This window comes from Rhodococcus sp. H29-C3, from assembly GCF_030063405.1.
Classification (GTDB): domain Bacteria; phylum Actinomycetota; class Actinomycetes; order Mycobacteriales; family Mycobacteriaceae; genus Rhodococcoides.
Genome location: NZ_JASITC010000012.1, coordinates 1 through 26,821, shown reverse-complemented (window position 1 = coordinate 26,821; position 26,821 = coordinate 1). Strand labels below are relative to the sequence as shown.

Here is a 26,821-nt window from a genome sequence, read left to right as displayed (position 1 = left end):
ATCCCACTTATTCGCAGAATTCTACAAAGATTTCTGAAAGCCAAACAAGCCTCGGGAATCACTCTCTCAGATCATCCCCATTCTCCCTATACCACTTGACCGTCGACGCTATGCCCTCCCTCAATCCGATCTTTGGTTCCCAACCGGAACCCCTGAGCGTGGAGACATCCAGCAATTTCCTCAGTGTGCCATCAGGTTTTGACGTATCCCATTCGATATTGCCGGTGTATCCAACTTCTTCGGCCACCAACTCCGCAATATCTTCAATCGTCTGATCTTCGCCCGTACCTACGTTTACTTGCTGCGGTCCGTCATAGTTCTCAAGAAGGTGAACACATGCAGCAGCCATATCGTCAACGTGCAAGAACTCACGTCTGGGTTGCCCCGATCCCCAGTTTGTAACCGTCGATGAACCATCACGCTTGGCGCTGTCGAAGCGTCGTATCAGCGCGGGGAGCACATGAGACCCTGCTCGTGAGAAATTGTCTCCAGGGCCATATAGATTCGTCGGCATAGCCGAAATCCACGGCAGCCCGTACTGTTTGCGGACAGCCTGAACATGAACAATTCCAGCAATCTTCGCGATCGCATATGCATCATTTGTGGGTTCAAGATGCCCCGTCAACAAGTAATCCTCTTTGATCGGCTGCGGGGCCAACTTTGGATAAATACACGAGGATCCCAAGAATAATAGTCGCTCAACACCGTGCTCCAATGCTGCGTCCAGAACATTAACTTGGATTTGAAGATTTGATGATATGAAATCGACAGGATACGTACTATTGGCGAGGATTCCGCCGACCTTGGCAGCGGCGAGAACTACGTTCTTCGGTTTTGTATCAGCAAAAAAACGGTGGACTGCATCTCGATCAAGCAAGTTCAGCTCACCAGACGTCCGACCAACCAAATTTGAAAACCCGCGCGCCTCTAACTCTCGCCAGATCGCCGACCCAACCAACCCGCGGTGGCCTGCCACGTAGAACGGGGCACGCCGATCCAGTGGGCCCTTCCATGCACACGACTCAGACATCTTCACACCCAATCCTTCAATATCGGACGATCAATCCACGGGCGCCCCTCGTGCTCAAGTGCCTGAATATCTGCGTCAACCATTATTCGCGCGAGTTCTGGAGTATGCACGGCTGCCTTCCAACCAAGAGACCGTTCAGCCTTACTGGCATCCCCGATCAGGGCATCAACCTCAGTAGGGCGAAGATAGCGATCGTCAAAGCGTACGTGCTTCTCCCAATCTAGACCCGCATGCTCGAAAGCGATTGTTAAAAAGTCTTTGACCGAAAAGTTCCCACCCGTGGCCAACACATAGTCATCTGGTTCGTCTGCTTGCAGCATGCGCCACATCCCCTCCACATACTCTGGCGCATAACCCCAATCACGGATTGCGTCCAGGTTCCCCATATAGAGTGTCTGCTCTAGCCCAGCCTTAATTCGAGCAACCGCACGCGTGATTTTCCGAGTCACGAAGGTCTCTCCCCGACGCGGCGACTCATGATTGAACAAGATCCCGTTGACAGCGAAAATCCCGTAGGCCTCGCGGTAATTACGCGTGACCCAATACGCGTAAACCTTCGCTGCACCGTAAGGTGACCGTGGGTAGAACAGTGTATTTTCGTTTTGAGGCGGCGAACTTGCACCGAACATCTCAGAACTAGAAGCCTGATAGAACCGACATTGCAGTCCAGTCAACCGCACGGCCTCAAGCAGACGGATCGATCCGATTCCAGTCGTATCTCCGGTATGTTCCGGCTCATCAAAACTTACCCGCACATGCGATTGAGCTGCCAAATTGTAGACTTCATCCGGGCGGATCTGGGCCAGCAATGTAACCAGCCGCGCTCCATCGCTCAAATCGCCGTAATGGAGAAATAGTTTGGCCTTGGGGTCATGCGGGTCTACGTACAGGTGCTCGATCCTTGAGGTATTGAAGGTTGACGAACGGCGGATCAGACCGTGCACTTCATATCCTTTGGCCAGCAGCAGTTCCGCTAGATAGGAACCATCCTGCCCAGTTATCCCGGTCACAAGCGCACGCTTCATATTCTCTCCGCTTCCATATCTCAAACACTCGACTTCAGTATGCTATCCGGTGAATGTCAACTCCGCGACCGAGTCGAAACCGTCAACAAACCTATATTTTCAAATCAACTAACCCTAACGGCCACTTTCGCATACAAGAGCAGTAACACGGACTGATAACTTCCGCAGACGTGAACGGCCTCCTGTTTCCCTTTGGTTAGCGTACAGTCATCACATCTAATAAAATCGACACAAGCGGTGTAGATGAAGCAGTCACACTCACCCACTATTTTTGGAGCTTATTCGATGCAACCTACATATCCTGATCAAATGCGAGTTCGAGTCGGAAAAATACCCTTCCTTGCCTTATCTCTGGCAGAGGCGGTCGATCGAGTGATCGACGCAGGCCGACGAGCAGAGCCTATTTCCATCCGACTATCGAACGCGTACTGTGTTGCGCTCGCCTCGCGAGACGCTGAGTATTCGCACATGATGAACCGGAGTGGTCTGAACTTTCCTGATGGTGCTCCAATAGTGTGGTTCATGAAGGTGCGGTCCGGCCATGGCAAGGCAAGTCGCGTGAGGGGTCCCTCTCTTTTTAAAGAGACTCTAAAAGCATCACAGTCCACGGAAATTCAGCACTTCTTACTCGGCACGACTACCGAAACACTAGACAAACTCACAGATTCAATTAATATGAATTACCCTGGCGTAAAAATCGCAGGAACGTTTTCACCTCCTTTCGCACCAGTCAATAACGCGATGATCAAAGAATGCTTAGTTGCGATTGAAGCTACTCGCGCCAACATAATTTGGGTTGCACTCGGCACTCCTAAACAAGACTTCCTAGCGAACGAACTAAGTATGAAATCTGGTCGACCGTGCATAGCAGTGGGAGCCGCTTTCGACTTCGTCGCCGGCACCGTGAAAGAAGCTCCTCCACTCATTCAGAATTCCGGCTTCGAGTGGGCCTATAGATTCGCTATGGAACCCCGAAGGCTCTGGAGACGATACTTAATTGGAAACATGCACTTCTTATACTCAGCATTATTCCAGTCTGGAAGCAGAAACGTTTAACTACGCAAATCTACGCCATTTTTGGCAGAGCATTCCTCCTACTTACCTTTCCAAAACAAGGCGGTGTCCAGAAGTCTTCTACTAGCCCGCGCTCTTCTTCTTTCGAGGACTCGATGCGTCTGAACGCGCATCGCAAAGTCTGCTTCGCTGACTTCGCCTCCCAACGCCGCGTAAGCGTTGATCACCGAACCCTCTGCTTCTTTCGCCATCCCCAGAGAACGGGCCACTTCCTCAGCCCCTAGGGCACGACTCATCTCGATGGCTCCGCCCACTGCCGCATCAATGTCTTGAACTCGCACCTCTGTTGGCATTGGGTCTCCCCAACTTCGCGCATAGCGACCAACCTTCACCAGTTCTAGTCCTACCCGGGGGCGGCCAAACGACGACGATATAATCCATCCATGTAGCGACGTACCAATCCACACTCCGCACCCAGCTATTGATTTTGCTTTATCAATCGGAGAAAGATCTTCCGGAAGTAAGAGCCTTCCCGAGGAATCCATCTTATGGAAGGCATCCGAAACACGTTGATATAGTTCAAGCGAGTCATGACCAGTCGCATAGCCAGCTGCAAACAACTGGATCGTCATCCCTTTCAGAGATTGCGAAGAATTTAGTGCTTCTGCAAATCTATGCGGTCCGATCTGTGCGAGACTGCGTGACTTTACCTGCACCAATGCAACGTCGGGCCTGAGGTTGGGTACAAACTCACTGTCCAGAGCCAACGTGTGTACGACGTCTGGTGCCAAAACATGGCTGATACCTGCGGATTCAAGCACACTGCTAGACTCGTTGTCCCGAACGGACAGATAAGACGATTCCCTTACCGCATTCCACGCCTCATCCCGTCGACTCCCCATGAGCTTTCCCAATCCACTCAAGCCTACCGAGTTTATTGACAAGCTCAGCCTAAGAGAATCCTCCGACCCAGACATTCGCGGAAGATAGGGCGACGAATAGGCGGAACTGCCAAGTTCATCTTCAATCCTATAACGTCTCTTACGTAACGGCTCACTCTCCCACAGTCGATAGTCCTCTGATGAAGACGACATTCGGTAGGCGTCCGACGCCGAGGTACCGCCCACTTCGCCTCCAACTACGAGGATTCCCTGTAGTTCTCGACGGACAAGCGCATCCGCGTACCGTTCAACTTCTACGGTTTGCTTGATGTCTGCACCCATGGCGCGGCGGTAAGGCGCTAAGGCAACACTGTCACGCTTTCCCAAATAACGGTATGCCCGTTCAAGAAATAGCACATCACCAAAGTTGTCCCGCTCATATGCACCAATCAAACCAATTTTCCTACATGACGACATGCTTTCCCCATTCGATAGATTTGATATTCAGCAGGATGAACTTTGAGCAAGTGAAAGATGTGACTAAACTGGGCTTTTTCTGAGAGCCAGGCGAAACAGACTATAGATTCTCAGGAAGTCTTGTCGAACTATGGGAACGGTCAGCACAAGCATTGATCCAAGTAGCACAGAGGACAAGATCGTTGCGCTAAGAACTCCAATGTTCGAGAGTCCCAGCGCGCGTGAGAAACTGTCGACCAACAAGCCAAATAGACCAACCGGAATCACCAGAAAAAAAAGGCCTCGTGCCGCATCCTGCAATATGGATTTGAACGGTAACCCAACGGCACGAGATAATACCCAAGTTGACAGCGGCCATGCCATTAACCATGCCGCCGAGTTAGCCCATGCGACGCCAACGACTCCCCAAGGGATTCCACATAGGGAGATTGCAAGAACTGCAGGTTGAAGAAACATATTCAGCTTTAACGATGCAGCAGTCTGTCCAACCCCAATGAAAACCCACTGAGTCGTTTGAGCTAAGGCTCGTACTGCGGCACCAACTGAGAGTGCCTGGAGTGCGGTACCGGCCTGGGACCACTCCCGTCCGAGCAATAGTTCGACAAGAGTGGGTGAAGCTGCTGCCAAAATTGCGAACAACGAGCCAGTCATGTAGACGACACACAATTGACCGGCCCGATAAAAAGATGAGATACTTTCTATATTTCCTTTTAGCCTTGCCAGTATCGGAACAACTACCCGTTGCAATTGATCGACAGTCAAACTTACCGGCACTACCGCGATTTGCTGCGCGCGATCAAAATTTCCGAGCGAAGTAGGGCTAAACTGAAGTCCCATTAATGGCACAAGAGCAGAACGTGATCCATCTCGAAGTACATTTATTCCAAATATGCGGAGTCCGACAATTAGTATCCCTCGGACCTGAGTGTTCCAGTCTCCCAATTTTTTAGGGACCCAACGAGCGGACACTCCCACTACTAGAAGTTGGACTACGACGACAGTTAAGCCTTGAGAGATAATCGCCCAAAGTGCATAGCCGAGATATGCCAGCGCTATCGATAATATGGTCGATGCCACCTGAGCTGCGACATCGGCGGACGCCAACACGCCGAAACGTAATTCGCGCACTAGCCTAAGTCGAAACTGGGACTGAATACCACTGATAAGCGGAACAAGCGCGATCCACTTTAAAATATAGCCCAAATCCGAACTTGAGTATATATTTGCTACAAAATCTGCCGTTGAGGCGATTGCAATGCAAAGAATTATTCCGAGGACCGTATTTATCCAAAATAATGTCGACTGTGCGGCGTTTGAAAGCTTCGGCGCCTGGGCGGTCGCCATGGGGAGGCCAAGGAAGATAATGGCGCTTGCAAAAGTCGAAATTGCAACTGCGATCGCGGCTAGACCGAACAACGAAGGTTCCAGTAGCCTTGCGAGTACGACCAAGCCTGCTAGCCGAAACACTACAGATAGTGCTTGTGCCGCGACCGTTACAACACTACCGCGAATACCGGATCTTGCGAGTTCACCACTCTGTGCCTTAGTCATAGATCGGCACACAGAGGATAGTCGAACGTCCGCTCTGGAACTCTTACATCAAATATGCTCATCTCGCGCTATTCGCTACACTTTCGTATATTGCAAGCAGATTCTGGGCTAAAGCCGATTCCGAAAACTTGGAAATCCAAAGATTTCTCGCAGAGGCTGAATAGATTCGCAGAACATCTTCATCCAGTTCGAGCAGAGCATTTAAAGCTGTGGTCCAAGCTCCAGTATCTGATTCGCTCACTATAGCTGCATATCCGATACCCTGAACAACCTCGGGAAGCCCACCGCGGTCCGCTACTAAGGGCAGAGTGCCGACGCTGAGTGCCTCAGCGGCAACTCGACCGAACGGCTCCTCCCACCGTGATGGAGCTAGCAAGACTTTAGATGATTCGATCACATTCATTGTTTCATCCCGCGTGCAACCCCCGAAGTAGACAACTCGCCCGGGGTATTTCGCCGCGACATCGGCGACCATAGCTGACTCCGATCCGGTCCCAACAAATGCAATTCTTATATCGGAGCCTTGCGCAATTTCTATTGCAGTCGACACCCCCTTTTCTTTAGCTAAACGACCGACATAGCAAGCATCAAACTCGCGCACTGTTGGATCGCTCGGCATGCTGTCGGCGCAACCCGACACTGCATTGTAAACAGTATGAGTAGGCACGCCAAAGATTAGGTCGGGAGCTATCCGCGATCGAAGGGAATCACTGACCGTGATGTATGCACCGGGGGGATAGGCCAGTTCAGCGGATGATTCACGGGCACGAAGTACAGTTGCGCCGGCCGAAGAAGATTTACTCGCCTTGTAACAACTATGAAGGACACCTTGAAGGCTAAATGGACTACCAGAGCATAAGGTACACGTCTGGCCCGCTCGTTCAAAGGTTCCAGCGATACATCCCTTCCGATAATTCCGAATAGTCCGCACCCACGGCAATCGGTGTTTTCTTAGAACATCGATTGCGGTAGCACCAAAGCGCGGGAAGAGGTTTTCAGCATGAACGACATCCGGATTGAACTCAAGAATTTTCTGCGTTAGCGCGTCGACGATCGACCGACTTTCGATTAGCATTCGGACTCTCTTAGCAGACCCTGCAACCTCAAGATCATCGTTCGTCAAGACTAATGAGTCAACTGTCGCACCAGCTTCGCGAAGCGCTTTGATTTCGGTGGCCACCGACTGCCGTTCGCCACCTGCTTCAATGTAGTCGTTGAACAAGACTAGGATTCTCACAGAACTCTACCAATCATTCCACGCGTCGCGAGTTTTATTTCCGGTCGAATTCCACTTGGCAGTGTCCACGTTGAACGGGCTTCGAGACGGTGTGGGCCTGAACGCCGTTTAGATCGGGACCCTCCATACTCTGGAAATCCGTAAGTTCTAATTCGATACGACATATACGCACTTGCGATCGTGTAAACACTAATCATATCTCCGAATTGTAGCGAGTTCATCAGAGGCCAGCCTTCGATCGTAACGCGTTTTCGCATGCCCCCGCGAATGTCTTGGCTACGGCATCAAGTTCAAACAATTTTATAGCCTGCTGCCGCATGCGTTGTCCACATAGATTTCTGAACTCCGGATCCGACAGGTCTTTGAGAATGTCGATGAGTCCCGCAGTGTCTTCGGGCTCGAACACTAAGCCGTGCTCACCTACCGCCCACGGCATTGGATCGACGTTACTAACCACTACCGCTCGGCCAGCGAGCATCGCGTCTACCAGCTTGACTGGTAGCTGTCCGATTGCGTTCTTGGACAAGCGTGATGGGAGAACGACTATATCCGAATTTGCAACGAGTTCGAGCCCTTCACTTAGTGTAGAGTTTCCGATCCATTCTTCCCAGGGACGAGCATCGCCAGGCTGCTTCTCCGTAACAACTAGCCGGTAGCCTCGGCTGCTCAGGTACTCCACAGCCGCCCGTAGAATATCGACGCCCTTATGATGCCGGACCGTCCCAACGAAAACGATTCTTGGGTTCGACGACGCATGTTCGGCGCCGAAGCCCGGATCCGCGCGCGCGTGGGGGACCAATGTTCCTCCGTACCGCTTTTGCAGAGTTGGATTGCTAACCAGAATGGCTTCGCCATCAGGGACGGCTAATTTCATGGTCTGAACCCATAAACGGAAGTGCTTGATTCGCCATAGGAAAGCTCGCCACAGAGGAGTGAGGCTCAGTCGTGCCTCTAAGTCTGGGTCGTCGATATCCAAAAGTAAGGGAAATTCTGCTAATTTCATAGCGGACACACATAGTCCGTACGATCCTTCTAGCGGTTTAATCGCGACGGTGATTTCGTAGTCCTGTGCGGTTTTCGCGAGATGTTCAACACGCGATCGTCGATTCTTAAGAGTTACGCTTTCAACAACCTTCTCAAACTCCGTCCCTCTTAGCGGACTCCAAAGACTTGAGCCTTGATATGAAATTACCTTCACATTCCAATCAAGGTGCCTGACGAGTAGCCATATCGCGTAAGTTCTACCGATTGAGTTGTCTTCAATGTCGGGGGTAACTAGAAGAATAGATTTTGTCATTCGTACTTTACACCAGCCTTATTTTTGCGGGTTTTAGTTTCAGGACCGGTTCCGCAAATGTTGATTCGTTCGTTGGGCCCACTTGCCAAGGCAAGCGACACGCCGAAGGTAAACGCCATATATCCGAATGGCGACTCGAGTATTACTCCACCTAAAGCACTCAATACTAGTCCAGTGGCGAGAGATACTCCGACGAGTGAGTACTGACGCGGTGTACGAAGTACGAGTAAAAAGCCAACTAGAAGCACGCAGCCGATCAGGCAGATTAGCGCGATCCCAATTAGACCGAGAAATGCGTACCAAGTTACAAGAAAGTTGTGAGCGGCTCTAACTTGCGAGTCACCAGAAAGATAGCGAACCGCTCCGCTGTCCCCAATAGGATTGGTTCCAAATCCGAGTCCGTGCAGTCGGCCGTATCCCCCGGCCGAATCCACATAGTCTGTTACTAACCGCCAAGCGCTGATTCGGGCGTTCCAGGTGTTCTGGCCTGACGCGTACTCGTCCCCGCCATTTGGTAGGAGCTTCTGTAGACCCAGGGCCCACTTGGGTGGATTATCTCTAACCATGACAAACACTGGCAGCAGGACGGCAAATGAAGCCGCAGCCAGACTGAGCCTTAGAGGCCCTTTAGCGTTGTCTTGAAATGGCCTCATTCTCAAAATATAGATCACAATCACGACCAGACCTGCAATTAGGCCTGCGCGGCTACCACTTAGAAACATTGAAGCAAAGTTGGCGATTATCAGTACCGCGGCAAGGGGCTTGTTTAACCGCTTGTCAGTTGCAATCAGAACTACCGCCAAACCGCAGATTAAGAGGTCGAAATCATGCCTCGGTGTAAAGGCAGGAACACCGCCAAATATCGGAATTTTGGTTGGCTTCAGTAAATCAAACATAACTGGTGCAATCCAGATCGTATGCACAATTACTGCGTTTCTCAGCCACCTCATTACTGTGGCAATACCAATATCTTCTATTGCACGAATCATCACTGGCGCCAAAGCGACGTACACAAACGGCATTGCGTCGCGAATGGTGAGTACCGTCATCCCGGTACCGAAGGTTATACCTACTAGGACGCATGCGACGGCAAGCATGGAAGAGAGCATAGCCAATCGGTATGGCAAGCCGGAAGATCTCTCACCAGTCTGTCGCGACATTCTGTGGCTCGGTGCAAGCAGAAATAGTGCTATTCCCATTCCGACTGCGATGTCCGGGATATAAAAGGGTCCAGCGGGTAGCTTCAAATAGCTTCCCCATCGCCCTAGCGCTATCACGATCAGCGGCCCGAGCAAAATTAGCCCTGGTCCGCGCATGAACACACTATCGATATGCCGCGCAGATGTTAGCTGTGTAGTCAAGATCAGATCCTGCTTCGCTGATTCTGTAGTATTTTTCTGCGTTGTTTGCCGCACCGATCCTGCAAAGGCTCTGGCGATACCGTTTTCCCCCAACTGGCCTCAGTAAGCTCCATCACTTCCAGCCACAGCCTTAACCGTCTTCGCAATGATCAACAGGTCCCCAACCATCGACCAATTCTCGACATAAGAGAGATCCAGCCGCACAGTTTCTTCCCATGACAGATCTGATCGCCCACTGACCTGCCAGAGTCCAGTGATACCAGGCTTCACTAGCAGTCGGCGGCGAACTTCGCCGTCATAGGATTCCACTTCGCGACGCAGCGGCGGCCGAGGGCCAACTACGCTCATCTCACGACGAAGGACGTTCAAGAACTGTGGCAGTTCGTCGATGCTGAACTTCCGCATGAACCTACCGACCGTCGTGACCCGCGGATCTTCGCGCATCTTGAACAGCACGCCACCAGAACTCTCGTTCTGGGCGAGCAGAGAATCTACCTGCGTGTCAGCGTTCTGGACCATACTGCGGAACTTGATCATCGGAAACGGCTTGCCGTCGAGACCCATGCGCTCGGACCTGTAAAACACCGGCCCACGGCTGGTCACCTTCACTGCAACAGCTGTAGCCAGCAAGATCGGCGAAATCAGCACGAGCACCACGGTGGCAAATATGAAGTCAAAGGCAGTCTTACTGAAGCGTGTGGCACCGTTGTACTGAGGCTTTTCCACGTGAATCAGAGGGAAACCTGCGACCGGGCGCATCACTAGGCGTGGGCCGGCTACATCTACGACGCCGGGAGCTACCACGAGGTCTACATTCTTCTTCTCAAGATCCCACACCATCTTGCGGATGCCCTTGGTGCCAAGATGCTCGGTGGCAGTCACAGCGACGGTGTCCGCACCGGATGCCTCGATCGCTTCGACAACACTGTGCTCGTCACCAAGCACCGGAATCTCGTAACCATCGACGATGGCGGAATCGCGCTTGGGTTCGAAGCCTGGCAGGCACATCCCGACCACGCTGTAACCGGCCGCGGGTGATCGCTCGAACTGCTTGGCCATCGAGACTGCTGCTGTTCGGCTACCAACTATCAGCACGGCAGTCTGGTACTTCCCTTTGCTGCGCTTGGCTGCAACACCCTTGCGCCACACCCAGCGACTGACTAGTAGACCCAGCAAGCCGACCGGCAACGCGATGGCGAGATAGAGGCGGGCAATGTCGATCTTGAAGAGCAGCGAGAGAATCGCGATGACACCGAAGAGCCGAAATGTAGCCGAGACGATCCGCCGGTACTCCTCGGCACCATTGCCAATCACTCTGGTCGAGCGGGTACGGAAGATTGCGAGGAATGCAATCCAGAGTCCGGCTACAGCCACGGAGACTCCTGTGTAGCTCAGCATCGCAGTCGTCTCGGTCTGAAGTTCGCCGAAACGGATGAGCTGCGCCAGCGCTACGGCCATCACAACCACGATGATGTCGGTTACCCGGAGTCTGTCGATGTACTGGTGCTCCCACACCCGGCGAGAAGTTAACCGGCGCTCCCGCCACGCTTGTTTGCCCGGCGATGCTGCCTGCGAAGCCTGCCGCACTGATCCCAGCGTTGCCATCGACTTTCCCTCCTAACGGTACTTCGACAGCCATGGGGGCGACTGTCAACGATTGCCTGCGAACTCCGACGATTCATATCCACATTGGCTTGAAGACACTTACTGCAGCCCGACTGTTCGAGCTTTTAAATTTTCGCACGTTGCCCGACAATCGACTCTTCGAGTGAGCCAGATCACAGTTTACTTACGTGCCCTAAATGGTGTACCACACCGAGCATGTAGACCGCGAGCATAGCGCGTACAGAAATCAGCCCACACTACTCATCGAACGAGCGCGAGGTCCTGTTACACCCACACACACCATCGGCTCTATCCATCAATCTTGCAGCCTGACAAGCATTTTCCTGAATGTGGCTACAGCAACACATAGCCACCCGATCCGTCGAAGTCGCGACAAAATTGAGCGACGACCGCGGTCCCCTCGATAAAGTTTCATAACTGGAAACATTGACAATGCGGTTGAATAGCCAGATTAGCGGTCATTCTGACGGTTTCCATGCAATCGAAAACAGTCTCGACGCCAATTCATACGATTGAATGACGCAAGTTGTTTTCGCCTTCCACAGACATTGTCGCGACTGTTAAATCACTATAAACAATGTCAGCTTTCCTTTACGGACGCCCGAGCCCGCGGTAGGTCCAGCCAGCGTTGCGCCACTGCACCGGGTCGAGGCAGTTTCGGCCGTCGATCAAGGTTTTTACCCGAACCACGCTGTCGAGGTCCTTGGGAGTCAACGCCTTGAACTCTTTCCATTCCGTCAGCACCAGCACTACATCCGCGCCTTCGCACGCTTCGAGCGCCGAGGTGCTGTAGCCGAGTGTGGGAAACAAAGCGCGTGAGTTGTCCATCGCCTTCGGGTCGTACACGTTGACCGCAGCACCCTGCAGTTGGATCTGACCAGCGACGTTGAGGGCCGGGGAATCACGCACGTCGTCAGAATCAGGCTTGAAAGCGGCCCCGAGTACTGCAACCCTCGCCCCAAGCAGGGACCCGCAGGCTTCTCTGGCCAACTCCACCATGCGGGTGCGTCGGCGCATGTTGATGTTGTCGACCTCGCGCAGGAACGTCAACGCCTGGTCAGCGCCTAACTCACCGGCCCTGGCCATGAAAGCGCGGATGTCCTTGGGTAGACACCCACCACCGAAACCGATGCCGGCATTTAGGAACTTACGACCGATGCGATCGTCATGGCCAATGGCATCAGCGAGCACTGTCACGTCGGCCCCTGCAGCTTCGCAGACCTCGGCGATCGCGTTGATAAACGAGATCTTGGTAGCAAGGAAGGCATTGGCCGATGCCTTGACCAGCTCGGCCGTCGCCAGGTCGGTGACAAGGAAGGGGATCTGCTCTTCGAGCAGCTGCGCGTACACCTCGCGCGCCAATTCCTCAGCGCGGCCGGGCCGCGTCTTGTCCACGCCCAACACCAGACGATCGGGATGCAAGGTGTCCTTGACGGCGTAGCCCTCACGGAGGAACTCCGGGTTCCACGCCACCTCGACCTCATCGCCCGCCGGCGCAAGTTCACGGGCTCGCGTCGCGAGTCTGGCAGCTGTCCCGACCGGGACCGTCGACTTACCGAAGATGACAGCAGGCTTGGTGAGCAGGGGTGCGAGCTGCTCGATGACTGCGTCGACATAGATCATGTCGGCGGCGAACTCACCCTTCTTCTGCGGTGTACCGACACCGAGGAAGTGGACTTCGGCGAACTCTGCAGCCTCTTCATAGGAAGAAGTGAACTTCAGACGGCCCGCCGCGATGTTGCGCTGGAGGACCTCTTCGAGCCCTGGCTCATAAAAAGGCACCTCGCCGGCCTCGAGCTTGGCGAGCTTGGCTGGATCGACGTCGACTCCGAGGACCTCATGCCCCAACTCCGCCATGCACGCCGCATGGGTCGCACCGAGATAGCCGGTTCCGAACACGGTAATTCGCATGGTGAAGTCTTCCTATTTCAGAGGCCGAATGTGAATCGCGATCTGTGTGAAAGCGAAGCCGAGCGCATGCCGTCAATGACTGGTCATTGCTCTCACCCATACTAAGGGCCCGGTGTGACAAAGTGCGCGCCGGAACGACCACTGCAAATTGGCGGGCACGATGCAACCGACACCTCGTGTTACAGCGAGATCACCAGCGGGGCAACGGGTCAGAATCAGTGAAGCAACCGGGCGTCCCACAGGTTTCACCCGTAGTTCAATTGAATGAATTCGGTTCCAATTTCGGCTTCAGCATTTACATGTAACAAAAATCACACATTCGTACATCGTTTTCTCAATACCATAGTTCGCCTGGCGACCACTCACTACAGTGCGATCGCGGGTTTGACGTCCACCCGAGGAACCCCGGGGTCGCCTCACAAATCGATGAACGAAAGGCAATCTGCCATACATTCGTTCAATTCGACTGAAACAATCCATCTACCCATCGAATCCCCTGTTCATTATCAGTGGCGGAGAAGTTGTGACGAGTAGACGCAAAGCGAGAGACCGGACTTGCTCCGACACTGCCCCCCTCACATGATCGGCGAGGGATTCAGCCGATCTTCGAGGCGGGGGTACAGGCCGTCCACCTGCCCCCCACATATCGGTGCCAAGGCAGCGGTCGGCCCGGTCACGACATCACAGAGGCTTGGGGTATCGGTGATCTGACTAGCGGCCAACTGATCACATTGCATTGCTATGCAGGTCGGGTGAACTCCACCCGACCTGCCAAACCATTCGAGGGCTCAGCTCAGCGCAGACTCATTGCAATCAGGCCGGCCGCTACGATCCCGCCACCGGCGAGCCCGATGTACAGATCGATCATGCGGGGCCTGAGGAAGACGCTGCGTCTACGGACTTTGTACATAAGAAGTCATCATGCCGGTGCTTAAGCCTTGAACCAAGTCGTTCAACCGACTTATTCTCCTGAAACTGTACGAACGTTACTTTTCTGGAGCCCGCAAGCCGCGCTGGTTCCCCACACTCCCCCCGGTAGATCCCCTTCCGGGTGATGAGTCGCTGGAGGACGACTTTGGAAGCCCCTGCGGACACTCGGACACCTCGACCGGTCGGCGGGAATCTTCTTCGCCCTCTCCAATATCGAAATTGAGCAGACAGCGACTTTCAGTGCGTACTTGAAATCTAAACAATCCAAAGGTGCATTTCATGGACATTTCGTAGGCCGGGAGATTGTCATGACGGATCTGCACATCGACACGACTGCGGTACAGCAGCGATCCAGTGCCCAGAGCTCAGTAACCGACTTCGTTATCCACTCTCGACGTGTCGTGCCCCTGCTCGCTGGTGTGCTCGTGTTGGCCGTACTGGTTTTGGCGACGGGCTCGGTATTGTCCTTGTCTCCGGTCGAATGGGTGGCGTTGACTGCCGTGGCACCGTTGACCGTGGTTCTTGTTCGCCAGATCCAAGCCGCATGCGTAGACCACTTCGCCAACCGTCGACCGCCGTCTGCGTCCACCGACTAGATTCTCCAGCGGACCGCGCCCCCGGACCCACGACGCTCATCTCCCGAGCGCCGAGGCCCGCTCCGTCCTGCCACAAACTGGGATACCGAGTGTTGATTGCATCCATGCCTCCGTCCGCCACGGGATCGGAGACCAAGATGTACCCGATGTGACTCGCTGCGGGGTCATTGAGAACCTCGAAGAAATCGAAGTCGCTGGTGATCACGAATTGGTCCGGCCGGTTCGACGATAGCCAGATTCCCCAACTCTGGAAGCTATCCGAAAGGACCGATCCCGCCGGCAGATTCTGCCGATCCAGCCACTCGGCGATCGCCCGGTCGTCCTGGAACAGTTGAAAGTAGTACTCCTGGTCCATCGGATGCGTCGAAGGCGACACGACCGACTGGAAGCCGAACTGCACACTCTGATTCCCCACTGCCGGGTTCAACATCGATATCCAGGTGAGGGGAATGGACGTCACCGCGACGACGAGCATGGCCACACCCGGGCAGATGCCGAGCCCATCCCGACGCACCCCGCGCATGCTCCGTTACCGGTGACCACCACGTCAGCACCGTGATGACCACAAGCGAAATGACGAAGATATAGAACCTGAACCGCCCGAAGGTGGTACCCGTGATCTGAGCAGCGGCCTGAAAGATGATCACCGCGCCGAACAGGGCAGTCGGGACGAAGGAGCCGAGGCGTCGATGTCGTTGTGCGACAACAGCTGCAATAGCCAACACCACGAGCAGCAACGGCTGCATGCCGAAGATTCGAGCGAGAACCTCAGCACCGGCCGCCGCCAGGTCTACACCGCTTCCGCCCTGATTCACCGCAGCCACCGATACCTGCGAAGAGTTTCCGTAGGGGGAAGTGATCTGCGAAATTGCCTCTCCGGTCAAGACCCACCCGGCGACTGCCCAGACCACAAACGCTGCCGCCGCGGGCAATCCCACGATCACCCCGTCGTGCAGAGCTGTCCCCAGAGCCCCCTTGTTTCCGGCGGTACCCCGATAACGCAACCCGGTCACCAGAAACACACCCACCACTGCTGCTGCCGCCACGCTGAGCGCGTCGTAACGCACCAGATAGCTCGCCTCCGATCGCGAAACCCGCCCACGCCAAATCGAGCACGTCGTGAGTAGTCATCCACAACAGCAGCCGTCGAACGGCAACGACGACGAAGAAGATGAACGCTGCCTCGCTCAACCGCCATACCCGAGGCACTTCCCGGTCCAACGCAATACGCCGAACGGCCACCACCGCGAGCGCCATGAACACCGCACTCTGCACCACCCCGGCCAAACCCAGCGTCTTCATCTCCGGCCACACCGGAGTCAGCAACAGCAACGGAATCTCGACGACGCTCGGAAGCGGATTCCACACGAACCCGATAGCACCCAGATGCGGGTCACGGCTCAAAATCGTGTAGCCCGCATTGGCCACTCGAGACGGGCCGTCGCCGTCGATCAGGTTGTATGTCGATGCCAGCAGGTAGCCGACGACGCCGTAGAGCACCGCACACGGGAGGAACCGCGCATAGGTCCAGACACGCTGATACCGAGCAGGTTCGGCGATGATCGGGGTCTCGGATCGCCGAACGTCCGTCACCGTCACTACCGGGACGCCGCTCGTTTACGACGTCGATCCATCCACAACCCGGCCACCATCACCGCCGCAGCGACGACGTCGCCGGACAGCGGCGCCGATATCCCCGCCGATCCCGAAGAGGATTCGTGCCCGCCCGGTGCCGCTCAGCCACCACCCACGTATGCGTCGTCGGGGCGGCTCTCGGCGCTTCGACCACTGGCAGTGTGGTAGCCGGTCCGCGCGCGCAGATCGCAGCTCAAGAAATCCGCAACAGATGCCGCAACGGTGGGGCGAGCCCACCAATAGCCTTGTCCTCGAACCGATCCCAACGCTGCAATCGCGCGAGCCTGCTCCACTGTCTCGACGCCTTCCACCGTGAGTGACATGCCCAAATCCACCGACAGGGAATGCAATGCTCGCATCATCGCGTCGCCGGCGGTGGTCCCCAGACGATCGGTGACAGCTTTGTCGACCTTGAACCCGGTCAGTGGCAATTGCAGCAAACGCTCCAAACCCGACCACCCGGCACCGACGTCATCGAGGACGACGCCGAAGCCGATACGACGCAACTCCCCGACGAAGTGCGCGCTGGCCGAGTTCACCGTGAAGGCGACCGACTCGGTGATCTCGAGGACTACCGACCCAGGGTCGACGCCGGCTGCCCGCACCACCGACGTGAGGCGATCCACGCAATTCGGGTGCGCAAAATGCGCACCGGACAGGTTGACGTGCAAAATCAACCCTGGATCGGCTGGCAGCCAAGCCCTCAGGTCCACCGCACCAGCGCTGAGTACGGCGAGATCGAGGTCGATGATCAACTCGCTCGTCTCGGCAACTGCGATGAAACTGGCGGGGCCCAGAACACCACGGCTGGGATGATTCCAGCGGGCCAACGCTTCGACGGCGACAACGGACCCAGTGTCGAGGTCGACGATGGGTTGGTACCACGGTGCGACTTCATCGGCGGCCAAGGCCGCCGCCAGTTCGACGGCGTCGGTAGGACCGACAACCGGCGGGGTGCGGTTTCGGTGGGAATCGAGGTGCTCCTCGACCATCACCGCCAGCAGGGGCAGCAGTTCCCGCTGCGAGTCGGTGATCGGATGCGGTGCAGTGTCGAAGACGCACAATGCTCCGATCGGCAGCCCCTCGCGTCCGGTCAGCGCGATACCGACGTACGCGGCGAGCCCGGACTCGACCAAGAGTTCCTGCGGTGATCCGGGCCCCAGGTCGACAGAAGAGCCGTGCACAGTCGCGTTGCGTGCACCCACCTGACTATTTGGAGAGTATGCGTCGGCGATCTCCACGATGCGGGTCGATTCGACGGTATTGGCGCAGACAGTTCGACTACGAGGCACCACGTTGCGGGCGTGGGCGGGTGAGCCGAATTGGGCGAGGGTGTATTGGGTGTCGCCGTCGATAATGTTGATCAAAGAGATCGGGAAACCGAGGGAGAGGGCCACGAGCTGTGCGGCCGCATCCAATGCTGGCGAGAGGGCCGAGAAGTCGAGGTAGGTCCTAGCCGACTCGGACTGGCGATTGGTGACGGATCGGAGCATTGACCCTCCTTCTGCCATGCACGGTGGCTGATTGCGTAGTCCGAACAGAGCCGATGCCGGGTGCCGAACACCCGGCACAAACAAAGGACCGCGTTCGAGAATAAACGCGCGACCGGTCGTTTCGCACGATGTCGCGGAATGTCTTCTACATATGGTCGGCATTCCACGCCCGTTCCAACCTGACCTTTGTCGACGTTGAAGCGCACTTCACGACGCCCGCGTAGTTGAAACTTGCATTCGAAGATGTTGCTGGCTCGAACTTCGGATCGTGATGTTTCGGTATGCACCAGGTTAAGCGAGCAACGCAAACCACCATTTGGCTGAATTATTCAATTGAAACAAACCTTCTGTTTGAAGTGCATTTCGTGTTGAATCCTGGGCAATGCGCGCTAATGTCACATACGCCACACGTCGGATCTCACGCGGCAATCTTTTCACTGGCAAAGCGTATAGCTGCACAATTTTTTTCTTTCAGGCACGTTTCGGACTCGATCAGGGTCGGACTCGTGCCGCTGCAGGTCAGCACACGCGGAACCGCGACTATCATCACCTCAAACAGACGGGGTGGCGAACCGTCGCCGGCCGCGGAGGCTCATTTAACGCACATATCCGGCAGCGTCGGGGGACGCCGGTGTGCGACTACAAACGTCGCCGCCCAAAAGGACCACACATATGCCACAACCACATATGCCACAACCAAAATCTGCACCGAGCTCGCATTCCCCGAGACGAATCCGATTTCTCGCCATGCCGTCGGTCGGCATTCTCGCATTGGGCACCGCTGCACTACTGGTACTCCCCAATGCAACGGCAGGTGCAGCCACCGCGCCGGTCGGCTTGGGAACTGCGGAAAGCTATGCGGTGCTAGCCGGCACTACGGTCACCAACACAGGCCCATCAATCGTCTCGGGTGATCTCGGAGTCAGCCCCGGCACCGCCGTCACCGGATTCCCCCCAGGCCTGGTCAACAACGGCGTAATTCACTCTGCGGACGCCGAAGCACTGCAAGCACAGGCGGACCTGACCACCGCCTACAACGACGCTGCAGGGCGGACACCACCAACGTTGGTCTCGACCGACCTCGGTGGACAAACCCTCGCTCCCGGGGTGTACAAAGCGGACTCTGCGCTCGGACTGACCGGGACTGTAACCCTTGACGCCCAATCAGATCCGGCCGCCGTCTTCATCTTTCAAGCAGGTTCGACGTTGATCACCGCGCCGAACAGCACGATCAACCTCATCGGCGGCGCTAACCCCTGCAACGTGTTCTGGCAGGTCAGCAGCTCCGCCATACTGGGCACCACCACCACGTTCGTCGGTACCATCATGGCGCTCACCTCGATCACCCTGCAAACCGGAGCCACGGTTGCCGGCCGAGTCCTGGCACGCAATGGTCAAGTCGCGCTGGACACCAACGTCATCACACGTCCGACGTGTTCCACGCCGCCGACTACAACCACCGCGCCACCGACCACAACCACCACCGTGCCGCCCACAACTACGACCACCGTGCCGCCCACCACCACAACAACGACACCCCCGATCACGACCACCACAACGACACCCCCGATCACCACCACCACAACCACCACACCTCCGGTGGTCATCGACATCCCTACAATTCCCGGCCTACCTTCGATTCCCGGTGTCCCACCGGTGATCACGATTCCGCCGATCCCCGGAGCACCGAATGTGCCGGGTGTACCGAATGTGCCAGGCGTACCCAACGTGCCAGGCGTACCCAACGTGCCAGGAGCCCCCAATGCTCCGGGCGTACCCAATGCTCCCGGCGCACCCAATGCTCCCGGCGTTCCGAACGCACCGGGGACACCCCACGCGCCAGGAACACCTGGTGCACCGCAAGCTCCAGCCCCTAACAATGGCCCCAACAGTGGACCCATCGGTGGTCCGAGCACCAATGCACCCGGTGGCCAGATCACGCAGATTCCCAACGGTGGAGTCGATACCGGTGACGGCAGTACCGCGCAACAGAGTGATACGCGTCGATCGGCACCGATGTGGACGGCAGCGGCGGTACTCGTCGGTGGAGCCGGACTGATAGTCGCTCGGCGCCAGAACCGAAACATCAACGGCAGCTGATGTTCTCCCACCACCACTCGGAATACAACGATCGTCCCACCGCGCCTCGACATCGGAGCGCGGTGGGAGGGCTCGTCACTACAATTGCACTCGCGATAGCGCTTATCACCGGATGCGGCGCGTCGACAGATACCGATACGTCGATGGTCAACCAGCCGCTATCGTTGGCCGACTCCCCCAGTTCAGCTTCGTCAGCCACATCTCAACCAGCCGCACCTCAACTCGAACCTTCGGAAGATGCGCAGGCCATCGATACGACGGTTGCTGTCGCGCCGCTCTCGGCGTCGACGCCGGTGCGGATCGAGATTCCGGCAATCGGTGTCGATTCCGACCTCATCGGATTGGGGTTGCAAGCCGACGGCACCATGGAGGTGCCGTCGGGTGGATTCCCTGGCGGCTGGTACAACGGTTCACCTACCCCGGGTGAAATGGGCCCCTCCATCGTCGCCGGGCACGTGGATTGGGGCGGCGACCCTGGGATCTTCTATCGTCTACGCGAACTGAACAGCGGGGACAGTGTCATCGTCAGCCGTCAGGATGACAGCGTGCTGACCTTCACCGTCTCGGACATCGAGCAGTATCCCAAAGCCGAGTTTCCGACGGCATCGGTGTACGGCGATATCGATTATGCCGGTCTCAGATTGATCACTTGCGGCGGTGCGTTCGACAGTGATGCCGCGAGTTACGACGACAACATCGTCGTGTACGCAGCTCTCACTTGAACCCAGCAGAAGAGACAAATTCGTCACCGGCGGGATCTTCACTATGCGGCAGCGAAGGCATCGCTGCCGCATAGTGGTTCGCGGACAACGCCATCGGATCGGAGGACCGCGCCTGGAGGCGTGGTTACGCGCCCTGTTCAGCTACTTTCGTGGTCCTCGCTCGGCCAGAACACACACGCGATGAGCACGAGCGCCCAAATTCCAATCGGAAGTCCCGGCCAGAACTTGATCGCAGATCCCTCCATCAGGCTTTGCACTCCCCAGATACCTACCATCAGCACCGAACCGCCGAGCCAGTACTGCCACTCTCTGAGCCACTCGCGTAGATCATCCCGTGTACGTTTTTCGCTCGCGGTGGTGACTGGTAGCACAGGAGGCAGGTCGACCAGCGTGGCGGCAACCTGGTCTATCGATTGAGCACTGTTTACGTCTTCGATCCGATCGTTGTACTCCTCGCCGCTCAAAGCACCTCGGGCCAGTGCATCCGTGAGGTGGAGAGTTGCATCGAGGCGCTCTGCGTCGGTGGCTCGACGAGTTGGCAGGTAGTCGGACATGTTTCGGACTCCATTCGATCGACACTGACAACCTCCAGCATAGAATACGTTTGTATTCTATGCTGGGCGTTGTGCCCCCGACCTACGACCCCAGCGAGCGACGACGACATGTCGGAAACATGCTGCTGGAATTGATCGCCGACGAAGGTCTCGCCGGAACAAACATCCGCGCAGTCGCTGAACTTGCCGGCTGCTCCGTCGGGGCAATCCAGAAGTACTTCCGCACCAAGGACGACATGCTCGAATTCGCACTACAACTCGTGGGCGAACGAGTGGAAGCAAGGCTCCAGTCGGTCGATCGCACCGGCACCCTCGTCGACGTCGTGCGGAATTGGTTACTCGCCACGCTCCCACTCGACGCCGAAAGAAGAGCCGAAGCCCGAATTTGGGCGGAGTTTTCAGTCCGAGCGATCGGACATCGCCCCTACTCCGAAGCCGCCATTGCAGTCGACAACGACATCCGTGCAGCACTCACCGAGTATCTCGAGGAGGGGCGCCGACAAGGCGCCGTTTCTGCAGACATCGAAACTTCAACTGTGGCAGATGCATTGATCGCAACCAGTGACGGTCTTGCGCTGACGATGCTCTACGACGAGGGCAGAGAAATGGAAGCGTTGGCCGCATTGGACGTGGTCATCAACCGGCTCCTCCCACTTCCCGGACCCACACTGCACACCCGCAGGACTGGATGACAGCGCGATATCGGTCATGGATTCGCTCCGACTTGCTCGTCGATGAAGATTCCCGCCTTGGACATCGAGTCCAAGGCGGTGTGATGTGCGCTGGCAGTTGTTCCCGCGCATCCAGTTGCCCCCACTGTCACTCGGTAACCCAGTTGAAGGGCGGTACGGGCAGCGAGATCGACACCGAAATCGGTGACGAAACCTGTCACTACAATGTCGCTGATCTTCCTCAGCCGTAGTTGAACATCCAGATCGAGATTGCTCCAGATGTCGCGGTCGAACTTGGTTGCAACTAGGTCACCGGCTTGCGGTTCCATCGAGAAGTGAAAACGAGCACCTTCACCTTTTGGGTCCGATCGCATCGGATCGTCGGCATCGCGGCTCAGATAACGTGTACAAACTACAAGCGCGCCCTCGCGTCGAAATCTTTCCCGAATTCGTTTTGCCCGAAGGACCGCATCGAGGTCATGTCCAAGCTCGATGACCCACGGTTGAAAGTCGATTTCGAGTAACGCTGTCGAATTCACCTGTTTCATCTCAGTAGCGTGGGCCGACAGCAGCAGGTGCACCGTCGAGGATCCCGAGATCCTCTGCAGTAAGAGTGAGCTGCGCAGCAAGGAGATTGGCGTCGAGGTGAGTCGCCTTCGTCGTCCCCGGGATCGGGATGACGTGCTGCCCCTGCGCCAATACCCATGCCAACGCGATAGCTGCCGGCGTCGTGGCGTGGCGATCGGCGACTGACGCGAGGGCGTCGACGATCGCTTGATTTTGTTGCGCCGCCGAACCGGTGAACCTGGGAAGGGTGGTCCTGAAATCGCTCGACGGCAGGGCCGCAGTATCGAGACTCCCGGTCAGGAACCCGCGCCCCAGCGGTGAGAAAGCAACGAACACTGCGCCTCGGTCACGGGTCCAGTCGACGATGTTCCCGACAGCGGCGCCATCAGGAGTATTGCCCTGCCCCAATGCGTCTCGGGTCCATACCGATAATTCGGACTGAACAGCTGCCACCGGGTGGATACTGTGCGCCGCCTCGGCTTGCTCGACGGTGACTTCACTCAAACCCAACGCTCGAACCTTGCCTGCAGCAACAAGATCGGACAGTGCTCCCCACGATTCCTCGATCGGCACCTGATCATCGACGCGGTGCAGGTAGTAAAGATCGATACTGTCGATTCCAAGGCGCCGCAGACTGTCATCGCACGCCTTCCGAAGGTGATCCGGGCGGCCGTTACGTGTCAGTGTCGGCTTCCCACTGTCCATGGAACCGATCAAGCCCGCCTTCGTCGCGATGACGACGTCGGCGTCAGCCACAGCGTCGCCGACAATTTTTTCGTTCTCTCCGGCGGCGTAAGCGTCACTGGTATCGAAGAAATCGATACCCGCCGCGAGTGCGTGAGCAAGAATCTCCGAGCCCTTGCGAGCCGAATCCGCGTCGTCGCGCGCATAGGCCCAGTTGATGCCCATGCAACCGAGTCCGATGGCACTGACGTCGCGGTCGAGGGCAGGGATTCTACGAGTTGGAATTGACATGTGCGTTCCCACTTACTGGTCGTTGTCTGCTGGATTGGGGACTGCGGCTCCCTCGCAGTCCAGCCCCTCCGAGATGAGGAGTTCGTAGTGTGAAATCTTCGACTCCAAAGCGTTGCTGGCATCGGTGAGGTGCCGTTGACGCTCCGCGATACGCGCGCGGTGCGCGGAGAGAATAGCGATCCGCTGACGATGCGTCGCCGGACCGCCGTCGATGAGCTTCACGAAATCGCGCATATCAGCAGTCGGCATACCCGTCGACCGAAGGCGAACAAGCAAATTCAGCAAGGAAACCATCCTTGGCGTGAAAACGCGTCGACCATTTGCCGATCGGGGAATGTCAGGAGTCAACCCCTCTCGCTCATACCACCGAAGCGTGTCCTGGGTCAGCCCCGAGCATTCCGCCATCTCGGCAATTCCGATGCCCTCAGGTCGGCCGATCGATGTTTGCCGTGCTGGTGCACTCATGAATGCGACAGTACGTCTTGGAGTGCACTCCAAGTCAACCTTCGATTCCGCGCTCCCCGTCCACCCATACTCCGGGCACAGGTTCAGTCATCGACGACAGCTAGTCCCCGCCTCCTGAGACCATCCGAACGATCACGCATAGTGCGCTGTCGGCGCGGTCACGACTAACTGAGATTGAGACATCGGCGGGCTACCGGGCACGAAAACACGACGACAGTGGCGATCAGTTCAGCGCAGACTCATCGCAAGCAGGCCGGCCGCAACGATCCCACCACCGGCGAGCCCGATGTACAGATCGATCATGCGGGGCTCGAGGAAGACGCTGCGTCTACGCACTTTGTACATAAGAAGGCATCATGCCGGTGATTCAGTATTGAACCAAGTCATTCGACCGACTTATTCTCCCAAAACTGTACCAACGTTACTTTTCGGGCAGCGGGAGGCCGCCGTGGGCTCTCCGCACTCCCCCGTAAATCCCCTGCCGAGTGATGCGCCGCTGAAGTACGAACAAACCAGCCCGCTTTCACGCTTTGACGTGTCCACGGCAACAGAATGCCTCTCATGGACGCTAGCCTGTCCGTGTCTATCAACCATCGGGAGGCAGCACGTGCACGCATCCGGCAGGGTCAGTCCGATACTCATCACGGCATTGTTGCTCGCCTCAGCAGTTGGCTGCAGTACAGGACCGGAGGAGAGTCAGGCCCAGGTGGACCGGCGCCCAGCTCCCACCACCCCGCATAGTGACGGCCAGGGCAGCTACATCCAGTTCGAATCAGGTTGGTTCGGAGCCGCAAATCTTCCGGCCGGCACCGAAACACATTGCACCACCAATTCCGACGGATCCTCCCGCGCCTTTCTAGCTGCCACCAGCGACTTCGCCATGTTCGATGAAGGCAGCGCCCGACCAGGCGAGGACTTCTCGCTCGAACTCCTGTTCGGCCCCACACACATCACAAACGAGGCAGGACAAAAGACGGACTACATGTCGCTGCAGTACGTCGACCGCGAGGGCATCCACCATGACTTGACTGCCTTGGACCAGCTCGACATTCAAGTGGTCGACACCGACATTGTCGGCGCGGGATTCTCGGCAACAACACGCTCGATCAAACCCGACTCGACCACCGATGTCACCGTCACAGGCTTCGTCAAATGCTCCTCAGTCACCGACGGCCCAGTGTTCTGATGATGCACACTCCGACACAGACACCCGCGGCCACGTACTGGCCATGCACTGTTCGCCTGGGCCCGGTTAGCAGCTTCACCAATGACAACCGCCGATGGCGTCTCGAACTGGCGCCTCACTAACAGCGGGCCACCGGACGGCCGCGGTCAGCGCGAAGCGCTTCTGAGGTCGTCACGGACATACCAAGCAACCCAAAACAACGGAAAGCATGGAACGGCCAGCACCGCCAAGGCCCATTTACCCGTACGACGGTATTCACCGAGGCCGGTGAGAACCGCCAGAAACGCAACCAACACCACAGGCGTTGCGAGAACAAACAATGCAGCAGTCGTCATGTGGCGCTCCTGTCTGCACGGGGCGTCGTTGGCGCCGCTTTCGGTGGTAGATCCGCTCGATCCATGTCACGATTGCCAGCCGTAGTTTCCTCAGCTGGTGTCGTCGAAATCCAGGATACTTCCGCCGCCCAGCGAAGTGTGGAAATTCCGGGGCCCGACGCTGCACAACCCAGTGCCATGCAGGCAATGCGGGACGCCATAGCGAATCAGAGGCCTTTCGGAGACGAAGCTACGCGCCCAGATCTGCCTGCTCCGGATTCACTGCCCACGGATCTGAATGGCCCCCGGTGGCCCCACCAGTGGAGGGAACCACTGATTCGCCGACGCCGACGCCGGTTACGGCAGTGCCGCGTGAGGCGACATCCCAAGCGTCGCAACTGGGAGCAGGGACGAGTACGGCTGTGCCATCACCGACCAACTGAGCGACCCCGATAGCAGCAAGTGAAACAAGGCCCGTCGACGGGACTGTCTGAATAACGGTGGATCCGGTCCTTGGTTCGACACGCTGAGCTGAGCTTGGCGGGAAGGATCGACAATGACCGAAACACTGGATCCCATGGCAACGACCGAGGTGGATCAGAAGAAGTTGGCCGAGCAGCTCTTGGCTCAGGCCAAGGAGCAGGGCGTAGAGTTGATGGGCCCGAACGGCCTCCTCAATCAGCTCACCAAGAACGTCCTCGAGACGGCGTTGGATGCGGAGATGACCGAACACCTCGGCTACGAGAAACACGACGCCGCCGGCCGCGGCAGCGGAAACTCCCGAAACGGCACCCGCTCGAAGACGGTGCTGACCGAGATCGGGCCGGTGGAAATCGAGGTACCACGCGACATCGATTCCTCGTTCGCACCGCAGATCGTCAAGAAGCGGCAACGCCGTCTGACAGGTATTGACGAGATCGTATTATCCTTGACTGCAAAGGGTTTGACGACTGGTGAGGTGTCCGCGCACTTTCAGGACATCTATGGCGCGACGGTCTCGAAGGACACCATCTCGCGCATCACAGACAAGGTCGTCGGCGAGATGACGGAATGGCAGAACCGGCCACTCGAACGCGGGCGGATTCCACTAGTCGTGGCGAATCATCGGGTAATCATGCAGGGGCCACCATCGTCGCACAGCCTGGTTCGGCGTGAGGTCGTTCAGACATAACCTCGGACGGTCGTTGAGCTCGGCGGCGACTT

23 protein-coding genes and 1 pseudogene are annotated in these 26,821 nt (G+C 56.7%); 7 read left to right on the top strand and 17 right to left on the bottom strand.

Annotation, left to right across the window (positions count from 1 at the left end):
- Positions 1-58: 58 nt before the first annotated feature.
- Positions 59-1,030, bottom strand: coding sequence for a GDP-L-fucose synthase family protein (locus QMK32_RS20305; protein ID WP_283477148.1), 972 nt, complete (start codon positions 1,028-1,030; stop codon positions 59-61).
- 2 nt (positions 1,031-1,032) lie between these two features.
- Positions 1,033-2,055 (bottom strand): GDP-mannose 4,6-dehydratase, encoded by a 1,023-nt coding sequence (gmd, locus tag QMK32_RS20300; protein WP_283477060.1) that lies wholly within the window; start codon positions 2,053-2,055, stop codon positions 1,033-1,035.
- Between the two features lie 243 nt (positions 2,056-2,298).
- Between gmd and QMK32_RS20295 the strand changes: the two genes are divergently transcribed.
- Positions 2,299-3,111, top strand: coding sequence for a WecB/TagA/CpsF family glycosyltransferase (locus tag QMK32_RS20295; protein WP_349307586.1), 813 nt, complete (start codon positions 2,299-2,301; stop codon positions 3,109-3,111).
- A 38-nt stretch (positions 3,112-3,149) separates the two neighbouring features.
- Here QMK32_RS20295 and QMK32_RS20290 read toward each other — a convergent pair whose 3' ends face one another.
- From QMK32_RS20290 to QMK32_RS20260, 7 genes are all read right to left on the bottom strand, one after another.
- Positions 3,150-4,427 carry a polysaccharide pyruvyl transferase family protein gene (locus QMK32_RS20290; RefSeq protein ID WP_283477059.1) on the bottom strand — a complete coding sequence of 426 codons (1,278 nt, stop codon included), beginning with the start codon at positions 4,425-4,427 and terminating at the stop codon, positions 3,150-3,152.
- A 63-nt stretch (positions 4,428-4,490) separates the two neighbouring features.
- Positions 4,491-5,978: an oligosaccharide flippase family protein gene (locus QMK32_RS20285; RefSeq protein ID WP_283477057.1), complete on the bottom strand. Its 1,488-nt coding sequence runs from the start codon at positions 5,976-5,978 to the stop codon at positions 4,491-4,493.
- Between the two features lie 58 nt (positions 5,979-6,036).
- A complete protein-coding gene (locus QMK32_RS20280) occupies positions 6,037-7,200 on the bottom strand; it encodes a glycosyltransferase family 4 protein (RefSeq protein ID WP_283477056.1) in 1,164 nt (387 codons plus the stop codon).
- A 235-nt stretch (positions 7,201-7,435) separates the two neighbouring features.
- Positions 7,436-8,218, bottom strand: a complete 783-nt coding sequence (locus QMK32_RS20275; protein WP_283477055.1) for a glycosyltransferase family 4 protein — start codon at positions 8,216-8,218, stop codon at positions 7,436-7,438.
- Positions 8,219-8,508: 290 nt separating this feature from the next.
- Positions 8,509-9,609 (bottom strand): O-antigen ligase family protein, encoded by a 1,101-nt coding sequence (locus QMK32_RS20270; protein WP_283477054.1) that lies wholly within the window; start codon positions 9,607-9,609, stop codon positions 8,509-8,511.
- Positions 9,610-9,972: 363 nt separating this feature from the next.
- Positions 9,973-11,478: a sugar transferase gene (locus QMK32_RS20265; RefSeq protein ID WP_283477053.1), complete on the bottom strand. Its 1,506-nt coding sequence runs from the start codon at positions 11,476-11,478 to the stop codon at positions 9,973-9,975.
- 612 nt (positions 11,479-12,090) lie between these two features.
- Positions 12,091-13,410, bottom strand: coding sequence for a UDP-glucose dehydrogenase family protein (locus QMK32_RS20260; RefSeq protein ID WP_283477052.1), 1,320 nt, complete (start codon positions 13,408-13,410; stop codon positions 12,091-12,093).
- Between the two features lie 1,238 nt (positions 13,411-14,648).
- Between QMK32_RS20260 and QMK32_RS20255 the strand changes: the two genes are divergently transcribed.
- Entirely contained in the window at positions 14,649-14,936 is a 288-nt protein-coding gene (locus QMK32_RS20255) for a hypothetical protein (RefSeq protein ID WP_283477050.1), read from the top strand.
- Between the two features lie 254 nt (positions 14,937-15,190).
- On the opposite strand, the gene QMK32_RS20250 is transcribed toward QMK32_RS20255, so the two are convergent.
- The 3 genes from QMK32_RS20250 to QMK32_RS20240 all read right to left on the bottom strand — a co-directional run bounded on the left by QMK32_RS20250 (position 15,191) and on the right by QMK32_RS20240 (position 18,064).
- A complete protein-coding gene (locus QMK32_RS20250) occupies positions 15,191-15,751 on the bottom strand; it encodes a hypothetical protein (protein WP_283477048.1) in 561 nt (186 codons plus the stop codon).
- Complete coding sequence (locus tag QMK32_RS20245; RefSeq protein ID WP_283477047.1) at positions 15,705-16,535, bottom strand: hypothetical protein; 831 nt, start codon at positions 16,533-16,535, stop codon at positions 15,705-15,707. Before QMK32_RS20245 ends, QMK32_RS20250 begins: the two co-directional genes overlap by 47 nt.
- A gap of 137 nt (positions 16,536-16,672) precedes the next feature.
- Positions 16,673-18,064: an EAL domain-containing protein gene (locus QMK32_RS20240; RefSeq protein WP_283477045.1), complete on the bottom strand. Its 1,392-nt coding sequence runs from the start codon at positions 18,062-18,064 to the stop codon at positions 16,673-16,675.
- Positions 18,065-18,811: 747 nt separating this feature from the next.
- On the opposite strand from QMK32_RS20240, the gene QMK32_RS20235 reads away from it, so the two are divergent.
- Both QMK32_RS20235 and QMK32_RS20230 read left to right on the top strand, forming a co-directional pair.
- Positions 18,812-20,164, top strand: coding sequence for an ice-binding family protein (locus QMK32_RS20235; RefSeq protein ID WP_283477044.1), 1,353 nt, complete (start codon positions 18,812-18,814; stop codon positions 20,162-20,164).
- A 62-nt stretch (positions 20,165-20,226) separates the two neighbouring features.
- Positions 20,227-20,886, top strand: coding sequence for a class F sortase (locus QMK32_RS20230; protein ID WP_283477043.1), 660 nt, complete (start codon positions 20,227-20,229; stop codon positions 20,884-20,886).
- A 137-nt stretch (positions 20,887-21,023) separates the two neighbouring features.
- Here QMK32_RS20230 and QMK32_RS20225 read toward each other — a convergent pair whose 3' ends face one another.
- Positions 21,024-21,440, bottom strand: coding sequence for a DUF1707 SHOCT-like domain-containing protein (locus QMK32_RS20225; protein WP_283477042.1), 417 nt, complete (start codon positions 21,438-21,440; stop codon positions 21,024-21,026).
- 71 nt (positions 21,441-21,511) lie between these two features.
- Here QMK32_RS20225 and QMK32_RS20220 point away from each other — a divergent pair, with 71 nt between their 5' ends.
- The gene (locus QMK32_RS20220) at positions 21,512-22,132 is read left to right on the top strand and encodes a TetR/AcrR family transcriptional regulator (protein ID WP_283477040.1); all 621 of its coding nucleotides are present in this window, start codon (positions 21,512-21,514) and stop codon (positions 22,130-22,132) included.
- 14 nt (positions 22,133-22,146) lie between these two features.
- Here the strand turns inward: QMK32_RS20220 and QMK32_RS20215 are convergent, their stop codons facing one another.
- From QMK32_RS20215 to QMK32_RS20205, 3 genes are read right to left on the bottom strand one after another with little or no spacing between them, the layout of a single operon-like run.
- A complete protein-coding gene (locus QMK32_RS20215) occupies positions 22,147-22,659 on the bottom strand; it encodes a cysteine hydrolase family protein (RefSeq protein WP_283477039.1) in 513 nt (170 codons plus the stop codon).
- 1 nt (position 22,660) lies between these two features.
- The gene (locus QMK32_RS20210) at positions 22,661-23,653 is read right to left on the bottom strand and encodes an aldo/keto reductase (RefSeq protein WP_283477038.1); all 993 of its coding nucleotides are present in this window, start codon (positions 23,651-23,653) and stop codon (positions 22,661-22,663) included.
- Positions 23,654-23,665: 12 nt separating this feature from the next.
- Positions 23,666-24,118 (bottom strand): MerR family transcriptional regulator, encoded by a 453-nt coding sequence (locus tag QMK32_RS20205; protein ID WP_283477036.1) that lies wholly within the window; start codon positions 24,116-24,118, stop codon positions 23,666-23,668.
- Between the two features lie 607 nt (positions 24,119-24,725).
- Here QMK32_RS20205 and QMK32_RS20200 point away from each other — a divergent pair.
- Complete coding sequence (locus tag QMK32_RS20200; RefSeq protein ID WP_283477034.1) at positions 24,726-25,304, top strand: hypothetical protein; 579 nt, start codon at positions 24,726-24,728, stop codon at positions 25,302-25,304.
- A 146-nt stretch (positions 25,305-25,450) separates the two neighbouring features.
- Here QMK32_RS20200 and QMK32_RS20195 read toward each other — a convergent pair whose 3' ends face one another.
- Positions 25,451-25,639, bottom strand: a complete 189-nt coding sequence (locus QMK32_RS20195) for a hypothetical protein (protein ID WP_283477033.1) — start codon at positions 25,637-25,639, stop codon at positions 25,451-25,453.
- Between the two features lie 535 nt (positions 25,640-26,174).
- On the opposite strand from QMK32_RS20195, the pseudogene QMK32_RS20190 reads away from it, so the two are divergent.
- A pseudogene (locus tag QMK32_RS20190) lies at positions 26,175-26,690 on the top strand (transposase); the annotation flags it as partial.
- Between the last annotated feature and the right edge of the window lie 131 nt (positions 26,691-26,821).